Here is a 16549-nt window from a genome sequence, read left to right as displayed (position 1 = left end):
AGACAGGTCAATTGTATCTGCTCTTGAAAAAAGTAGGTACTTGGGTTAATTTTTCAGTAAAAACAATTTATTACCCAATGGGTAAAATTCATTTAAACTGCAACACAGTCCATAGAGCAAACTTCATGTATCCCTGAAGCTGCAAATTCATCATGAGATAAGGAGATTCAAATGATAAGTGAAAATACAACTGTTCGAGAATATTGCCACATCCATCCAAATAAACGTATTTCTTGGACAGCTGTTTTGGCAGGGGCCCTAACTGCTTTAGGCTTGAGTTTTTTATTGAATCTTTTCGGTATCGCCATAGGCTTAAGCGTTTTTAAAACCATGAGTAATGGTTCTGTCTTGGCAGTTATAGGAGGAATGGTAGGAATTATTATTGGGGTGGCGGTGTCTACGCTTGTTGCAGGATTTACGGCCGGTTATCTCGGACGTCTTTACTGCCCCGAACATAATTTGGGAATTATCTATGGCTTTCTTACCTGGGTTGTGGCATTAATCCTTGGGGCTATGCTGGTAGGGCTGTTAAGTCAATCCGTAGCGACGTATACCAATTCCATTTCCCGTACTGTAGTGGCAGTTCCTGTAACAGTGAACCAAATTACCACCCCTGTGGGCACTACTAAAATCTCTTCAGCAATGAAAAATGGCCAGAATGAAGCAGTAGTAGAGGTTAATGTGACGCCTGCAAATCTTACTTCAGGTGCTTTTATCATGTTCACGCTCTTTTTCCTGGGGGCAATCTTCACTTGTGTGGGAGCAAGTTGGGGAATGCGTTGCCAGAGAGATGATGACACTCTTTAAAAATTGATGTACCTGCCTACAGCAATGTAGGCAAAGCTCCAAATTAATTGGAGCAATTAAAATCATAGGGAAATACTACAGAAACACTATTGTCGGGACCATTTAATACGACTTGTCCGGCTTTGAGTACACACTGGCCAATAGCTGGTCCTTGAAATAAAGAAGCAGTGGGGACTGAATATATAGTTGCACTGATGGTTAAAGGAGTTGGAGAACAAGGGATTTTCTCAATAAATTGAGGAGATTTCCCACCCATCAGGGTAAGAGATTTACTTAACCCAAATTCATTGGTCACATTAAATGCTACATTTTGATCCCATTGCACAGGGGGAGTCGCAACAGCAACTTCCACCTTGCAGCTAAAATCCTCATTCGCGTATGCCGGAAGAACGGCACCTAAATTGATTAGAGACAGAGTGGCTGCAATCATTTTTTTTAACATATAAACTCCTCATTGGTTTGAATTAATAGGTCCTAAGCCCATGCAACTTAAGGAATAAAGATCATTTTCAGAGTGATTTATCGAGAAGGAAGTGGATAAAGATTTATCATAAATCAAACATTAAATCCATAAATTTATCAAAATAGTTAATTAATAATTAAAGTGGGTGGGATGGATTGTTAATACGCCTTAAATTTTACTCGCATTTATATTGGAAAGTTTTATGAAACTGATATATTAATTCAATGAAACGTGAGGGTTAACAGTAATAAAAAAGGAAAAAATGGCCACCAAGACCATTCTTAAAGGTTTCCCATGGGCTCGGTATATTCTGGTATTAGTCTTTGGAATAATGTGTATGGGCCAAGCTTATGCCTTTTTACCCACTTCACACAAGCAAATCCATACAAGCTCTCCCTCAGTACAAGTGCAATCAGAACCGGCTCGGGAAATAGTGGTGCTAATCCATGGTTTGATGCGTACATCCCTGAGCATGTGGCCATTAAAAAATTATTTGAAGAGGCAGGGATATGAGGTTTACTCCTACAGTTACCCCTCTCCAAAATACAGTATTCAGGAACATGGGCTTTATTTAAACCAGTTTATAAAAAATTTATTGAAGAAAAACCCGGGTGTAAAAATTAATTTTATCACCCATAGTCTGGGAGGCATTATTACTCGACAGGCTTTATCCGGTTTACCGCAAAAACAATTAAAAAATATCGGGTGCCTTATCATGCTGGCCCCGCCCAATCAGGGATCAAAGCTGGCAAAAATGTCGACCAAAATGTTTCCTATGCTGACGACGCCAATAAAGCCATTGGCTGAGTTGAGCTCTGACCAAACTTCCTATGTACACCGTGTTCCGGTTCCGAACATAAAAATAGGCATTATCGCCGGGCGCTATGATGCGAAAGTTCCTCCTGATTCAGCGCGTTTGCAAGGGCAAAATGAGCCGGTTATTGTGAATTCCAATCATACATTCATTATGAACAACGCCAAAACCAGACAGCTCATCATGAGTTTCCTAAAAACCGGGAGCTTTGCGCAGGTTAGGGAGCGCGGGTTTAAAAATTCCTGATTCCTTTATTTAATTGACGACGGCAAGCAGATTACCCCTGAAAGATTTGGGTAATTAACACATGGTCATTGCCATATCCAGGTCTTTATCTTCAGTATCATCACCCCAATCGTAGTCGGTTCCTTCATGATAACCAATAAGCATTGAAGTTAACGTTCGTACAGCAAAAATAACCGGATGGATGGCAATACTGACTACACTGAGCGCAAAACCTACTAAATCATCGATAAGATTTAAGGTATGGCCTGGTAAACTGGGCCAGGAAAAGGGGTTTAAAAGACAAAAAGGCGTAATGAGTACGCGTAATAAGAATGCACTTAAATCATATAGGGCGCGTCCTATGTGACAGCAAAAGCTGGTAAGGGCGTGAAGATGAAACCCTGCGTTATAATAGGGGTAGAGTTTAAATTCAGCATAAATTGCCGAAGCTGCAATAGAAGTTGCACTAAAAAAAGTACTCAGAATAAGTTCTCCTGAGAAACAACAGACCGCCATCTTATCCCATTTTTTATTTTGAGGCTACTCATCGGAAACTTGGGGCTAGATAAAGATAATAGTGAAGGACTGACGCTGAACCAGACAAAAAACACATGCTCCCTTATTGCACTATTTCCAATTTCGAAACAATTAATTTTAAAAAGAGTATATTCTCAAAAAAGCAAGACCTGTGTAAAATAAGGTCAATCAGATTAAAATTGGGATTATGATATGAAAAATCGGACAAAAGCACTTAAATTTCTTAAACGACTTGAACAATTTATTGTGACCCAATCAAATCCTGAAATAATGAAGCAATTATTATTGGCACTTGGGCTGGATAAACTAACCACGGGTAATGAAGAATATAAATTTTTTGTGCAAACGATTAAAAGAAAAGCAATTGATCTGCAACCGTTAATTACTCAAATCAAATCGGGTATTTTAGAAAATGAATCGGTATGTGCTTTACTCGCTTATATTGAAACAAATGCATTAATCGATGATACTGAAATCGAGAATGCTGCCTCTACAATACAGATGCAAATCAATTTGTTATGCCTTTTAGAGGCAATAACAATTACTATGGCCAATAGTAACGATTTTGCTCATGATATTTACAATCATATAAGGAAACAAAGAGGAGTCGGCCCAACGGGAAATCCTTTTTACAATTTCTTATTTGGAACACCTTCTCACGCAACCTTATTTGAAAGATTAAAGCTGATTTCGATAGATCCAGGGTTAACCAGTATTATATTTCACCGAGTGATGGAAGCAAAACCGGAAACCCAGGCTGATCTGGATAATTTTGTAAATCAAAATCATTTATCTGGATGGAATGCTGATATCGAACTTGCTAATTTTGATGCCGTATCAACAAGTACTTTACCAGCCATGGGAGTCAATATTCTTGAAGCAGTTTGGGAAGACTCTACGGGCAACAATAAAAATACTGGTGGTATTTTAAATGCGCAAGCTGGCTTAGGATTAATTGGTATCATGGAAGAAAGAGGATATACCACCTCTTTTAAATTAGCAGAAACCATTTTACCTAAGGGAGCTACACTTGCTTCAGATCTAGGTTACTCACTCATATCTGAGTTAAAAGTAGATAACTCGGTAAAAAAAGTCTCACAGTTCCATATCGATAAGCAATGGATGGATTTATACAATAGTTGGAATTTATATTTTGTGATTGCCAATATTGATTCCGTATTCGTACCACTTAAATTGTTGATGCCTAGTGTTTTTTCAGCAGAATCAGCAAATTATAAAGAAATCAGAGTACTTACCCTATTTCTTGTTGCCAATCTTTTCTTGAATCAACAAACGGCTACTAATCCACTTTTTTCTAATAATTATTCTTTCCAAAATGGAGCTGCTATTCTAAAAAAATGGGGTGAAATCAATAAAAATCATGCACAAGAGCTATTGCAGCAATTTTGTGCAAAAGAATGCAAAGAGCCTAAGGCCCTATATAACCAGGTACTCGGCGAGCATCCCAATTTAAATTTTGGCTTAAAACTTCTATCGTATTTTCGTGATTCCCATGAGTTCAGACTCACTAAAAAAGCAAAACCAAGTGCATTGAATAATCATTCATTTTTCTCAAGTGATGATAATTTAGAACAAATGGATTCACCATCCCATTCCGTCCTGGATATATAAAAATTCTAAATCGCTTCATCAAATCACTGTCAGAAAGCGGGGGCAAATTAAGTAGCCTCCGACTTTTTTAAAAATTAGTTTTTTCTTTTTTAAGGAGGGAGCACGCTTTCCTTTGTAAACCAGCCATGTTGATGATTTACAAAGCCGTCAGATAGGTCTATACAATCTAAAAGGGCTAAAAGAAGAAAATTCTATGAATATTTTATCTTGTTTGAAAGGTTTTATTGCAACAGTTGATTGTAAAAGCTTTTCCAAGGCAGCGCAAAAACTATACACATCTCCCTCTAAATTGAGCAAACAAATAACTTGGTTGGAGGAGGAATTAAAAGTTACCTTATTAGTACGCTCTACAACCCGATTAATTGTGACTGAATCGGGTCATCGCCTCTATGAAAAGGCTTTACTGCTTCTTGAGAAATTAGATGAAATCAAGGTATTCGCAACTCCTGATCAGTCTGAAGTAAAAGGGGGCATTAAACTCTATCTTACTGTTACTCCCGCAATTCCCTACTTAACCTCATTAAGTATTGAGTTTATGAGACAATATCCCAATATTGAAATTGATATTATTGTAGGTTCGGACACAAAAGAGCTCTATTCCTCTACATTTGATCTGGCTATTTCATTTGATGATGTAAACCATTCAAAACTGGTTTGCAAAAAATTATTTTCAATCCAGAGAAAGGTCTTTGCTTCCCCTGGATATATTGCTCAACATGGACTTCCTCAAACTATCGATGATTTATCAAAACATAATTGTTTGATCAATTCGCTCTATGGCCTTCAAAACAAATGGGTTTTTAATAAAAAGATCATTCATGTCTTTGGAAATTTTAAAAGCAATAATGCGGGTGTTTTAAAACAAGCTGCAGTTGCAGACATAGGGCTTTTATGGGCACCGTATTTTTCAGTTTATGAAGAAATAAGAAATGAGACATTAATTCAAGTATTACCCCACGAATCCTCACCAGATATTAATCTATATGCTATTTCCCCCAAGTACGCAGTGGATGAACAAAAAGTGAATTTGCTCTTGAACTTTTTTTGTGAAAAAGCCTATTCAGAAACAATTGCGGCCTCATTTATTGATGAAAATAAATAAAAATAGTGTCGGAAATCCTGAATAGTTGCCAATCAGGGGGTGAAAGCTAATGCTTGATTAAAGGCTTACTCATGAACATAGGATCGTTACTGACTAATATCTTAAGCCTTATGAACAATTTTTATATCCCCAAATTAGGAACATTCGTGTGAGTTTTCTCAAAAATTAATTCAGAAATTTTTTTACTTAAAAGTTCACGTACTGCTTGTTTTTTTGATTCAGTAGGAAAATCAATCTCTGCAAACAAATTTTGGTATACTTCATGCTCATCACTCAATGAGTTCTGGCAAAAACCATTGATTTCCCGAAGTTTTTGACATAAGTAATGAACCGTATTTCCCTGATCATGAGGTAAAACATTTTGAAACTCATGTTCAAGTTCTGCAGGTGAGGCATAGGTTGCTAAAAGTAATAATGTGTCAAATACTTCAAGACGATTTTTTTTCTCTACTTCATCATTAGTTTGGGAGAAAATATCACGTATTTCATCAATAAATTGTTCTACTTTAGTTTTCACTCCATCGATCTTTTCAAGTAAGTTGTTATTCATTGAATGTCCTAAAAATGCATAATATCTCATTAATTTTCTACCCTATACAGAAAAAACGCAAATTGATGCTCAAAAAGACATGTCGCCTGTATTTAATCTTTCTGACGTTTTAACTTGGACATCAATTATTTGTTCTACAAGTGAATCGATATCCTCATGCATCAGGCATTCTTTCTGAACTGCTTTTAAATTACCAAGGTGCCCATATAATAACAACATTTGTAATAGTGGTTTTTCAGTTTTATTGTCGTGAATTTTATTTTTTAACTGTTCAGGATCGAGAATATCCATAATGAGTTCATTACCTTTTTTGGTAATGGTTAAACAAGGCTGGTTGTTCTCGCCCTCAAGTACTATCTTAAATCCATAGTCCAATACGGAAAACAATGAATCAATCTGATATTCTGGTTGCTTCATTTTCTCTAAAAAGAGATGTTGATCACTTTTTGCTCCTACATTTACGCGGGATTTATTAAAAAAGGAAGCTAAATACATCAAGGAACCTTTGTTTTGATGAATGGTCAGCGTTTTTTCTACGTGAGTATCAACCGTAGCAATTAAAGGAGGGGTTTCGCCACGAGGTACATTAGTATTATAAAAAGCAATAGTAGTGTTTGGGGCACAAAAAATTAATAAATTGAGACTTGCTGTTTTATGCATATGGAGCAAACTGGTTGTGTTCACGTATCGGCCTTTATCCGCCGAACCACTTTCCTCTTGCCTTGCCCGGTCATAACACCGTTTAACTACCTGCGACATGTCATCCAGGCACGCACAGACTACCACCGAATTATTATTTTTTTCTACCAAAGCCTTTTGTGAGGACTTGTAAGTCACCCCATCAATAATAACGTTGGGTCTTTTCTCCTTTTGTGCATGCATCCGCTCTTCAACGAGTTCACTGATCAAATAAGCGCTATCCTGGGTGCGTATAAAAACTTGATCCGTTTCCTGTTGTTCAAATTTCTCGGTGAAGGGCAGATAAATGCCGCGGTAATCATCAGTGGCCAGGGAGACATAGTTTTTTCGCTGTTCTTTTTTAATATATTGGCTAGAAATAGTACTCTTGCCGCTTGCTGCTGGACCTAAAAAAACAAAATCATGATTATCAGCCAAAGGGTAAACTGTTTTTTTCTCAAGTCCATATTCTTTTGTAAAAACATCAAGATTTTTATCCAAAAATTCTGACATCATTTTGTTTAGCATTTTTTTTTGAATTTTATTTTTTTCCATGATTAAACACGATGCAAATTTCAATTCGTATTCGTTACTGTTTTTGTTTAGTGTAGGGTAAATTTTTTCCATTCGGGAATGAGCCCTATGCACGCATTCATTATGTACAATGGGTTGACTGGTTGAATCAGAAACTTCTGACCCTAGATATAGAAGTTTGAGACAGCTTTCTTGAGAGTCTAAAATAGTTTGAAAAAGTTTTTGCGCTAATTCATTAACCTCTTCTGTATCCACTTGATAATCGGTAATTAATCGTGCCGCAATATGCAGCATCAATGCGGTTTGCAATTTAGGCACTAAAACATCGGTTAACCATTCTTCATGAGCTATGTTGGCATGCATCAATTGTTCCTGAATATTACCCTCCATAAAATTGGGCTGTAATATACGGTTATAAGTTTCTTGGAGTTTTCTTTCTCGAATACTCCAACGGTTGAAATCTTTGAGGGTTAAAATATGCCTCATGTTAAAGTGGGCTACAGCCGCCTCCCTTACTTCACTTAATCTTCCGGGAGTTACTTTAAACGTTCCCCCTGGAAGTGCAGTTTTTTCCTCTGGTGGTTTAATTGCTTTTACTTGCTGACTCAACGTTTCGATTTTTAGTATTTTATGTTGTTGATGGATGTTTCGGGTAATCCTGATGCTTTCATATATTTGGGGAGTTAATGAGGCATCAACAGCTGGGGCAGGGTATTCTTTTTTATGAGAATGAAGAATTTCAAGCAATGGCTTTTTATGCGGCAAATGAACGGTTGTCAGATGTTCTTGTCCAGGAGGGCTTGGTAGCTTCACTGAAGGTTTGCTACTTAATGATTTATCATTTTTTTGATTGTAAAAATCAACTCCGGCCGTAATTACTTGTTTGGTAAATCCACTTACTCCTTGAATTTCTCCGTTTAAATTACCGGGTATTACCTCAAGTATTTCATTATGGCGATCATATAAAATGGTCATGATGTAATCTTGAGGATTAACATGAGTGTACGCGATTTCACTTAATTTGGTTTTTCCTAAAATTTCTGCAAAAGGATGTGAATGGAATGACTCTTTACCACGGACAATATAAAGAATTTTAATATCTTTCATTCCGCCAAATTTGATGGCCACATCAAACTGGTCTGTTACCGAACGTGTGCCGTCCACACCTGTTGCAGCCAGGGTAATGGCGGTTCCGGAACGAACTTCATGTTTTTTAAGATTATTTTCTTGTCCTGCTAATAAATGGCCGTCAGCAGTATACTCCCCGGTACGAGTCATTTTTTTGGCAAATAGTGTGGTTTCGCCCAGGGAATCAGTTAAGTGGCCGCCTCTAAAAACTACAGGCGCTTGCGTGATGTTTAATTTATCATTTTGATAACTGTGTAGCGTATGATAGTGATGAACCTCATTTTTAAGATAAGCTGTCACTTGCTTTTTAAGCTGTTCTCTAAAAACAAGAAGAGGGGATAAAACAAACCCTTTTCCATCGGTCAGAAAGGAGTTATTAATTTTATTTTTTACATCACGAACTGCAACATAATTCCTGTCATTAACTAACCCATTAACCAATTCCAATAAGTTCAATTTCCAAATTTTATCTTCATCATTAAAATCTGAAATGTATTGCGTGAGTTTATCGCCGGATGAGTTGAATAAAATTCTTTTGACAAACAGTTCAAAATTACCTGTGGTGGAAGGCAATGGTTCATCCGCTTTCAAAAGTGGAGTTGCACTGTAGAGTTCCTTAACAGTTTTTAAATGGATAATGAGGCGGTTAATTTTCTCATCTAGTTCTTTATCTTTTTGCTGGATGTTGTCATCAAGAGAGGCAATTAAAGCGGTAATTTCTTTCATTAACCCACCTACAGCATCAATCTCTCTCCTGAATTCTTCGTTTATCTCTGCGGGAGCTTTCATTTGCGCTAACCAGAAATTGAGCTCCTGGTTATAGCGTTGGCAAGCTCCTGTCACTATAAAATCCTTGAAGCGCTCCAAATTTCCCTGATGTAACCACTCATAAAGAGTGAATTGGTATCCTTCATCTTTAACCAAATCTATTGCGGGTAAATGAGATAAAAAAAGACTTGTCCCTACATCGCTGTCCAGGAAAGCAATTCCTTTATCCCTTAATGCTGCCGTATGATTGAGGGCAATATCCCCTGTATGTCCCCTTTGGGACGTAATTTTTAAAATATGGGGTAAATGATTTTTTAACTCTTCTTCACTGCTTTTTTCGTCAATGGCAAAATTGCATTCATTGAAAGGGATTGTGGCGCTAATTTCATTACCGGAGAAATCAATTACAGAATATCGTAGCGTATCTTGAAGCAATTCCACATAAAGAATATTTGGCTTGAGTGGTTTTGGTTCTGGTGGCTGGAGTACCAAATCGTAACTAATGGAGTTGAAAAAAGATAAGAGTGTTTGATTATCAATTTCTTTTGGTGCCTCTATCTGGTTACTTTTTAATCTGTTTTTATTAAACTCGGCAGCGAGGTATTGGGTAAATGATGAAAGAAAAAACTCATATAAGGGTTCATTTGCCATAAAAGTAACAAATTGAAAATAATCATCTTCCTCTGTTATTTTTTTGAAATTAGGAAAACTTTTGGTTAATTTTTTTTGGGTAAATAGAAAACGGGTAAATATTTCATCAAATTGCTCAAGGCTGACAATGCCCGCTGTTTTTAAATGTTCCAAGGATAATTCTGCAGATTTGTTTGCACTGATATGTAAGGCTAATTTCTGGACAAATAAAGAGTAGTGAGGATTGCTGTGCAATTTTTGGAGGGCTCTTTGCAAACGCGCTTCATTATATTTATCTATTCCTATGCTTTGAATTAATTCCTCTCGAATGTCAATTTTTTGTTTTTGAGCATCTTGGATAATAACGAGCGCAATTTCAGGAGCAATATTATCCCACTGATAAACTATGCCCTCAGTTGATTGTTGTTGTGAATAGCTGCTGGCTGAAAGATCGATTGCACTACGAAGGGTACGGTGGTACTCGTATCGAGGCAGATCCATGCTCGTCAACGAGTCAAAATTTATACGTTTCTTCGTGTATAATTTGGGCATATATCTTTCAATATGTATTAATACTGAAGAGTAATTTAGCACAATATTATTAAGATTTTATTAATAAGTTCTCTAGTGTGACAGTAAGTGCAATTTATAGACTTTTCTTTGGTTAAATCGAGGAAAACAAAGGCATTTCTCAAATCCAGGCTCTGCTCTGAAATAGGCGCTGCAAATAATTGTTAGGCGGGTGTGGCGATATCTGGTGCATGCATCCCTGCAAGCGACCTTCATATCAAGAAAAATCAGTGAGTTATGGGTATTAACCTCTCACCAGTAATATGGGGGTTTTGGAGATCCGAATGACTTCCTCCGCCACGCTTCCGGTGAGCATGTGATGGAATCCACGACGACCATGGGTACCTATTACAATTAAATCAGCATTCAAATTTTTAGCTTCATCAATGAGTTTTTCTGCAATTTGAGGCTTGGAGGGAATTAATTCACACAGTTTCAATTCAAATTCCAACTTTGAACGACTCAGCAGTTTCTTCATGGAGTTTAAAACGTCCTGCCCTTGTTTTCGAGTCAACTCAACAAAAGATTCACGATCAACATCACCTTCGTAAAGCGTATCAATTATATGAATCACATAAAGTTTTGAATTTTGCGTTTTTGCAACTTTAATGGCTTCTTTTAATGCTAAAGTGGACGCTTTAGTATCATCCACGGCTACCATAATTTGTTTGTACATAGGTAAGACTTCCTTGCCAGTAAGATATAAATCAATAATACATGCGCTAGACCTGCTTGCAAAAAATTCATTTTACTTATCTGGACGCCTAATCCAGTTAATCTGCCATTTTCCAGCGTCTGTACGTTCAAGACAGGTAATAGTGCCCGGGACAAAAGCAACCAGAGATTTTTCCTCATCAAGAACAACAAGTTTACTAACCAACTTACCCAAAAAAGGCATGTGCCCCACGAGCATGATATCTTTTTGTTGTTGGTTTATTTCAGACACTATTGGATTAACATCATCCAGCGGATTTAATCCCGGGTGAATTTCACTCTCCATTAAAGACGAAAAATGGGATGCCAGGATGCTCGCAGATTGTTCGGCTCTGCGTTTACCACTATGAAAAATATGATCAATTTCTGTTTTGTTATGGTCAAGATATTGGCCTAATTTCTCAATATCATTTATTCCTTTTGGGCTAAGTGATTGCTGGGGATCCATTTCTTTATCCAGACTTTCCCCATGTTGCACGAGATATATTTTCATGAAGGTTCCTTCCTCACCGAAAGCCTAATTATAGCCAATTAAAAAACCTGGGTTTCCACTTCCCCCTTAAATCCCACCTTTTAAACCTATGCTCGCCAGTCCATTTTATCGGCTGTCGAAACCTAATTTTTTCAATATCTTTTCAAGGGGGCAAAACTGGGTAAATCCACTTTGAAACAAATTGGCTCCCACAAAAACAGTAATCCAAAGAAAATAGCCACTAAGATAAAACGGGCTTTGCGACACACCAACAGCTAGTGAGAGTAAAATAAAAGCCCCAGCAACTATGCGAACTATACGCTCGGTGTTCATAACTAACTCCCGGCCAAAGATGACGCCACTCCTTCCATCCCAAAATAAAGAAAATGAGTGGATTACTCTAAGTATAGTTGATACAAGAAACTGCTAAAGATTGGCAACCAACCACAACGGGAAAAAACTGGCAACCCGCTCTCCTTTTACTCTGTAGCAATGGTTAAATTCTGTCTAAAACACGTTGAAGTCGTGCTTTAACTTCCTGTGCCAGATGCTTGATTTCTGGTTTGTTAACCAATTGGAGTACGGCATCAGGATCCATAAATTCTATATGGACTTGTTTTGCATCATCCTGTCGGACAACAACGTTGCAAGGAAGCAATAAACCAATGGAAGGATCTGCTTCCAGGGCTTTATGAGCCAGCTCGGGATTACATGCTCCAAGAATTCGATAGGGCGGGATGTCTTTATTGAGTTTCTTTTTCATGGTTGCCGAAACATCAATCTCTGTAAGAATTCCAAACCCTTCTTTTTTTAATTCCTGAGCAATTTGTTCCAGTGCTTGTTCAAATGAGTAGTGGACTACTGTGCCGAATCCGTAAGCATTTTGCATGTCTTATCCCTGGTTTCAATGAATGGATTTAATTATAAAATGATTTCAGGCGAGCTGAAAGATAAGGTTATCATGAGTGGGGATATCCCCTCAAGGCCACGTCATTTATTGATCAATTATGGTCTGTTTATGACATCTGTACACGATTTTACCTGTGGCAAGCTCGATGATTTCGCCTTCAACCCCAGAGTGTTCCAAATCGCATTGCTCACTTAAATGGATTTTTAAAATTTCAATATTTGGTCCTGTGGTTTTCGAGATTATCCGGTTTTCTATTTTAACTCGGGCTTCAAAAGGATCTTTCTGGGTGGGTGAGTTCATATTGATACCTCAAATTCTTCCTTCCTCTATATAGTATAGTGCATCCTTATTTACCCTAGGTGCAAATAACCAGGATCTCCTCTGCTTCATAAAAAAATTAATCAACAGGAACATGGGGTATATCCGTTTTGATTGTACCTCCCCATGAAAGTCTTAACGCATTGATAATGGCAAGTGCATCAATTAATTCTTGAAGGATGGCTCCAGTTACCGGAGTTATAAAACCAACAGAGGCAAAACTCATCCCAATGAAACTGAGTAGCATTCCGCCAATAGCGCTCTGTAATGCGATTTTCCGGGTATTCAAACTTAAGTGGATTAATTCATCCACTTTTTTTAAAGTATTCTCCAGAATTACGGCACCTGCTGCCTCAGATGTGATGTTGCTGAATTGCCCGAACGCGATACCTACCGTTGCTGCAGTAAGTGCTGGAGCATCATTAATCCCATCCCCCATGAACAATGTAGGTGCCTTCTTTCTCTCTTCACGAACTATAGCAAGTTTTTGTTCAGGACTTTGGGAGGCCCGAATTTCTTTCAGATTTAACTGCGAAGCTAAATATTTCACTTCAGATTCACGATCCCCTGATACGAGCATTATTTTTGTAAATTGGTGTGAAGGCGTTAGATGACTGATAAATGATTTTCCTTCTTTGCGTGGTGCATCATGAAAAACTAATGATCCTGCAAATTGTTCGTCATGGATGATGATGCATTCCAACCCTGAACTTTCAGGGGGAAGCTCGCTGACAAATTCCGGACTATGAAGCAAAAACTTATTGCGGCTGGTAACATGAATTCGATGATGATCAATGGTACCCGTTAATCCATGGCCAGGTTTTTCTGAAACATGAATGGCATCAAGCAACTGTAAATGGCGCTCTTTAGCGGCATTGAGGATTGCGGGGGCAAGAGGATGTTTTGAATAACGTTCCAGGCTTGCGGTGAATTGCAAAATATTCTCTTCGGTAAGGTGAGTATTTTTTGCTAAATGAATTGCTGATAATGTGGGTTTACCATAGGTCAATGTTCCGGTTTTATCAAAAATTGCAGTTTCGCAGGTGGGTAATCGTTCAAGGACTGTTGGATCGCGAATTATTATACTTTGTTTGGCGGCCATGGAAATGGCACTAATCAAGGTAATAGGTATGGCGATGAGCAGAGGACAAGGTGTGGCGATGACAATTACTGCAAGAAAACGCATCGCATCCCCTGTGAGAAACCAGGCAGCACATGCAAACAGCAAGGCAACTGGGGCAAAAACCGCCCCAATTTGATCACCTAAGCGCCGTAAAGAGGGTTTTTTTTGTTCTGCTTCTTTAAGTACTCCAACGATCGCTGCATAACGGGAGTCCGATGGTAATTTGCTTGCCTTGATAGTTAACGGAGAATCCCCATTAATGGCACCGGAAATTACCGAAATTCCAGGGGCTTTGGAGATCATATAAGGTTCCCCTGTCAAATAGGATTCATCCATCACCCCATGTCCTTCAACGACGGTGCCATCGACAGGACAAACTTCATAGGGATAAATTACAATGTCATCACCAATACGGATATCGTCTAAAGTGATGTCTTCAAGTTGGCTTTTTGATTTTCGATGCGCTTTGGTAGGCATCCGGGCAGCAAGCGCCATCAAAACGGAAGAAGCCTTACCCATGGCATAGTGTTCCAATACTTGTCCGCCTGCCAACATGAGAATAATAAAGGCAACAGCCAGGTATTCCTGAAGAATGGTCCCTGTGACCAATGCAATGGCAGCCAATGAGTCTGCACCCAGATTGCCCTGAATTAATTTGATGATAATTTGCAAAAATAACGGAATGCCGCCAATGATTACTATGAGCAATAACGGAATTTGCGACCACGGGAGGTTCATTATTTTCATAATGAAGTAGAGAATAATTGCCGCCAATGTGAGAAAAACCAGAATAACTTTCCATTTTGACGCAATTGTGGAAGAGGAGAGGTTCATAGGGTTTTTAATTTTGAGGTTTATATTTTAAATAATAGTGAAGGGGTTAGGGGGATTCAAGAGCTGTATCGCTTTCTTCAATCTGTGAACATATGGACTGGAGAGCGCAGCGTAATCCGGACAAATGGGTGATTTATTCCTAGATTCCGCTGCTGAGGGGCTTACCCTAAAATTCAGTTACATCCGCTTTTATATGCCGCAACCAAACTGTTTGGATTGGAAACAGGCAAGTCGGTATCCCCACTCCACATGATTGCGCCCTTGAGTTGCTTGCTTTTAATAAATTTACATACTGCCTTAACCGTTTCTGGCGATTGATAGCCAATAAACTGTTTGGCAGCTGAGTTGTAAAGATAGGACCCCGTTATGAAAGAGTTACCGTTTTCATCAAGGGAACTTATGTGATACACCTTATAATGAAGTTGATTTATTACTTTATCTACAGCTTTATAGGGAAGCAAACCATCTTGTAGGGAATACTCCGATGCAAAATGACTTGCACCCGTCCAAGGTTGTTCAAAACCGGGAAGCTCGGGTCGTTCACCCGCCTCAACTCCGGAAAAACCTCGTCCGTAGGCAGCTAACCCCACCTGTAATTTTTCTTTAGGCATCCCGTATTCAAGAACTTGTTCTGTTATGGAGTCTGTTCCATAGTTAATTCCAAACTCCTCTTTATGAGAAGTATCCGGTTGTTTTAAATAGGCATGAACTGCTGTATACGGATCACTGCCTTGGGACCAGGGACCATGTAAATCATAGGTCATTAAATTCACACTGTCTGAATAAATTGCAATTTGTTTAAACCAGCCTCCCTCTACCGCTTGATTGATTTTTTCCAAATATTCTTTATTGACGGTAATAGTTACAGAGATATATGCCTCTGTTCCCAAGGTTGTGCGGCTTGCTTTAACTAAATCAAAAAGATGTTTGTAGTCAGCTAATGTCTTTTCATCAGCAGGTAATTGGCCTCCAGTTTGCAGATCAATAGGAGGTTCAAAATCATAATCAATTCCTTTTAAATTTTTAAAATGAGTCATCCAGGATTTAAATTGATTCAAGAACTTATCCTGATTGGCAAAGATCGCAGCAAAGGTTGCGGTGCTAATGGCTTTGTTTTCTATCGTGTTTGCCCCACCTACGGCAATGATGCGTTTTGCTGTATATTTATTTGAATTGATAAAGGCACCAAAACTATTGAGTTGGCCTACACCTTTTTGATCTGTGTAATTAAATAATTCTTTTTGACCGGTATTCCCATTCATTTGGATGGAGGTGCATGCCCCTTCATTGGCTGAACAGAAATCAAGAAACTCTTTAGTTTCGGGAGGTAGAGGGGAGATCCACGAGCCCTCTAAAGGTAATTCGCCCCAAAGATCGGCAAAATGCATCAAACCATCCCAACTTGAGGGAATTTGATATTGAGCCTGGTTTGGATCTTTGCTATTCCATACTTGAAGAAAACTCCAGGCGATCACGTCAGCTTTATTGAATTGTGCGACCATTTCCGGATTGTAAACGTAAGCTAATTGCCCATAGGGGCGACCTATTTTATAAGCGCCGTCATATTCGTAAGGGTTTTGCCCATACATAGACCAGTTAGTAGTATATAAAGTTAAAGATGCATTTGCTGCTACTGGAAACAATGACGCAGTAAGCAAGGTTAGGCGGATCACTTTCTTCAAAAAAGGCATTATGATTCTCCAATGAACAAGAAGGTAAATTTTAATTCTGTTACTTGGA

General features: G+C 38.4%; 15 protein-coding genes. 4 read left to right on the top strand and 11 right to left on the bottom strand.

The features are described 5' to 3' along the window. Positions 1-171 precede the first annotated feature (171 nt). Positions 172-807, top strand: coding sequence for a hypothetical protein (locus KYQ_RS11120; RefSeq protein ID WP_019350081.1), 636 nt, complete (start codon positions 172-174; stop codon positions 805-807). 43 nt (positions 808-850) lie between these two features. On the opposite strand, the gene KYQ_RS11115 is transcribed toward KYQ_RS11120, so the two are convergent. Continuing rightward, positions 851-1249 carry a hypothetical protein gene (locus tag KYQ_RS11115; RefSeq protein WP_010654343.1) on the bottom strand — a complete coding sequence of 133 codons (399 nt, stop codon included), beginning with the start codon at positions 1247-1249 and terminating at the stop codon, positions 851-853. Positions 1250-1532: 283 nt separating this feature from the next. Here KYQ_RS11115 and KYQ_RS11110 point away from each other — a divergent pair, with 283 nt between their 5' ends. Beyond that, a complete protein-coding gene (locus KYQ_RS11110; RefSeq protein ID WP_010654342.1) occupies positions 1533-2330 on the top strand; it encodes an esterase/lipase family protein in 798 nt (265 codons plus the stop codon). Positions 2331-2384: 54 nt separating this feature from the next. Here the strand turns inward: KYQ_RS11110 and KYQ_RS11105 are convergent, their stop codons facing one another. Next, a complete protein-coding gene (locus KYQ_RS11105) occupies positions 2385-2825 on the bottom strand; it encodes a hypothetical protein (protein ID WP_010654341.1) in 441 nt (146 codons plus the stop codon). 213 nt (positions 2826-3038) lie between these two features. On the opposite strand from KYQ_RS11105, the gene KYQ_RS11100 reads away from it, so the two are divergent. Together KYQ_RS11100 and KYQ_RS11095 are read left to right on the top strand one after the other, a co-directional pair. Then, complete coding sequence (locus KYQ_RS11100) at positions 3039-4478, top strand: hypothetical protein (protein WP_010654340.1); 1440 nt, start codon at positions 3039-3041, stop codon at positions 4476-4478. Positions 4479-4671: 193 nt separating this feature from the next. Continuing rightward, the gene (locus tag KYQ_RS11095) at positions 4672-5580 is read left to right on the top strand and encodes a LysR family transcriptional regulator (RefSeq protein ID WP_010654339.1); all 909 of its coding nucleotides are present in this window, start codon (positions 4672-4674) and stop codon (positions 5578-5580) included. Between the two features lie 121 nt (positions 5581-5701). On the opposite strand, the gene KYQ_RS11090 is transcribed toward KYQ_RS11095, so the two are convergent. From KYQ_RS11090 to KYQ_RS11050, 9 genes are all read right to left on the bottom strand, one after another. Further along, positions 5702-6130 carry a hypothetical protein gene (locus KYQ_RS11090; protein ID WP_231294548.1) on the bottom strand — a complete coding sequence of 143 codons (429 nt, stop codon included), beginning with the start codon at positions 6128-6130 and terminating at the stop codon, positions 5702-5704. Between the two features lie 69 nt (positions 6131-6199). Continuing rightward, entirely contained in the window at positions 6200-10420 is a 4221-nt protein-coding gene (locus KYQ_RS11085; protein ID WP_019350080.1) for a zeta toxin family protein, read from the bottom strand. 262 nt (positions 10421-10682) lie between these two features. After that, a complete protein-coding gene (locus KYQ_RS11080; RefSeq protein ID WP_019350079.1) occupies positions 10683-11114 on the bottom strand; it encodes a universal stress protein in 432 nt (143 codons plus the stop codon). A 72-nt stretch (positions 11115-11186) separates the two neighbouring features. Beyond that, the gene (gene sixA / locus KYQ_RS11075) at positions 11187-11645 is read right to left on the bottom strand and encodes a phosphohistidine phosphatase SixA (protein WP_010654335.1); all 459 of its coding nucleotides are present in this window, start codon (positions 11643-11645) and stop codon (positions 11187-11189) included. 105 nt (positions 11646-11750) lie between these two features. Beyond that, a complete protein-coding gene (locus KYQ_RS11070) occupies positions 11751-11957 on the bottom strand; it encodes a YgaP family membrane protein (RefSeq protein ID WP_010654334.1) in 207 nt (68 codons plus the stop codon). A 163-nt stretch (positions 11958-12120) separates the two neighbouring features. Continuing rightward, positions 12121-12513, bottom strand: a complete 393-nt coding sequence (locus tag KYQ_RS11065; protein ID WP_019350078.1) for a DUF302 domain-containing protein — start codon at positions 12511-12513, stop codon at positions 12121-12123. A gap of 105 nt (positions 12514-12618) precedes the next feature. Beyond that, positions 12619-12834, bottom strand: coding sequence for a hypothetical protein (locus tag KYQ_RS11060; protein ID WP_010654332.1), 216 nt, complete (start codon positions 12832-12834; stop codon positions 12619-12621). Between the two features lie 97 nt (positions 12835-12931). After that, positions 12932-14809, bottom strand: a complete 1878-nt coding sequence (locus tag KYQ_RS11055; RefSeq protein ID WP_010654331.1) for a heavy metal translocating P-type ATPase — start codon at positions 14807-14809, stop codon at positions 12932-12934. 173 nt (positions 14810-14982) lie between these two features. Further along, on the bottom strand, positions 14983-16500 hold the full coding sequence (locus tag KYQ_RS11050; RefSeq protein WP_019350076.1) for a glycosyl hydrolase family 18 protein: 1518 nt from the start codon (positions 16498-16500) through the stop codon (positions 14983-14985). Positions 16501-16549: the final 49 nt, after the last annotated feature.

It is taken from the genome of Fluoribacter dumoffii NY 23 (assembly GCF_000236165.1).
GTDB classification, from domain to species: Bacteria; Pseudomonadota; Gammaproteobacteria; order Legionellales; family Legionellaceae; genus Legionella; species Legionella dumoffii.
This window is presented reverse-complemented; position numbering and strand designations above follow the sequence as displayed.

Coding starts and splice junctions, on each gene's coding strand:
- KYQ_RS11070 (WP_010654334.1), bottom strand. CDS start 11,957: ATGAACACCGAGCGTATAGTTCGCATAGTTGCTGGGGCTTTTATTTTA.
- KYQ_RS11055 (WP_010654331.1), bottom strand. CDS start 14,809: ATGAACCTCTCCTCTTCCACAATTGCGTCAAAATGGAAAGTTATTCTG.
- sixA (WP_010654335.1), bottom strand. CDS start 11,645: ATGAAAATATATCTCGTGCAACATGGGGAAAGTCTGGATAAAGAAATG.
- KYQ_RS11090 (WP_231294548.1), bottom strand. CDS start 6,130: ATGAATAACAACTTACTTGAAAAGATCGATGGAGTGAAAACTAAAGTA.
- KYQ_RS11050 (WP_019350076.1), bottom strand. CDS start 16,500: ATGCCTTTTTTGAAGAAAGTGATCCGCCTAACCTTGCTTACTGCGTCA.
- KYQ_RS11100 (WP_010654340.1), top strand. CDS start 3,039: ATGAAAAATCGGACAAAAGCACTTAAATTTCTTAAACGACTTGAACAA.
- KYQ_RS11060 (WP_010654332.1), bottom strand. CDS start 12,834: ATGAACTCACCCACCCAGAAAGATCCTTTTGAAGCCCGAGTTAAAATA.
- KYQ_RS11065 (WP_019350078.1), bottom strand. CDS start 12,513: ATGCAAAATGCTTACGGATTCGGCACAGTAGTCCACTACTCATTTGAA.
- KYQ_RS11120 (WP_019350081.1), top strand. CDS start 172: ATGATAAGTGAAAATACAACTGTTCGAGAATATTGCCACATCCATCCA.
- KYQ_RS11115 (WP_010654343.1), bottom strand. CDS start 1,249: ATGTTAAAAAAAATGATTGCAGCCACTCTGTCTCTAATCAATTTAGGT.
- KYQ_RS11085 (WP_019350080.1), bottom strand. CDS start 10,420: ATGCCCAAATTATACACGAAGAAACGTATAAATTTTGACTCGTTGACG.
- KYQ_RS11095 (WP_010654339.1), top strand. CDS start 4,672: ATGAATATTTTATCTTGTTTGAAAGGTTTTATTGCAACAGTTGATTGT.
- KYQ_RS11105 (WP_010654341.1), bottom strand. CDS start 2,825: ATGGCGGTCTGTTGTTTCTCAGGAGAACTTATTCTGAGTACTTTTTTT.
- KYQ_RS11110 (WP_010654342.1), top strand. CDS start 1,533: ATGGCCACCAAGACCATTCTTAAAGGTTTCCCATGGGCTCGGTATATT.
- KYQ_RS11080 (WP_019350079.1), bottom strand. CDS start 11,114: ATGTACAAACAAATTATGGTAGCCGTGGATGATACTAAAGCGTCCACT.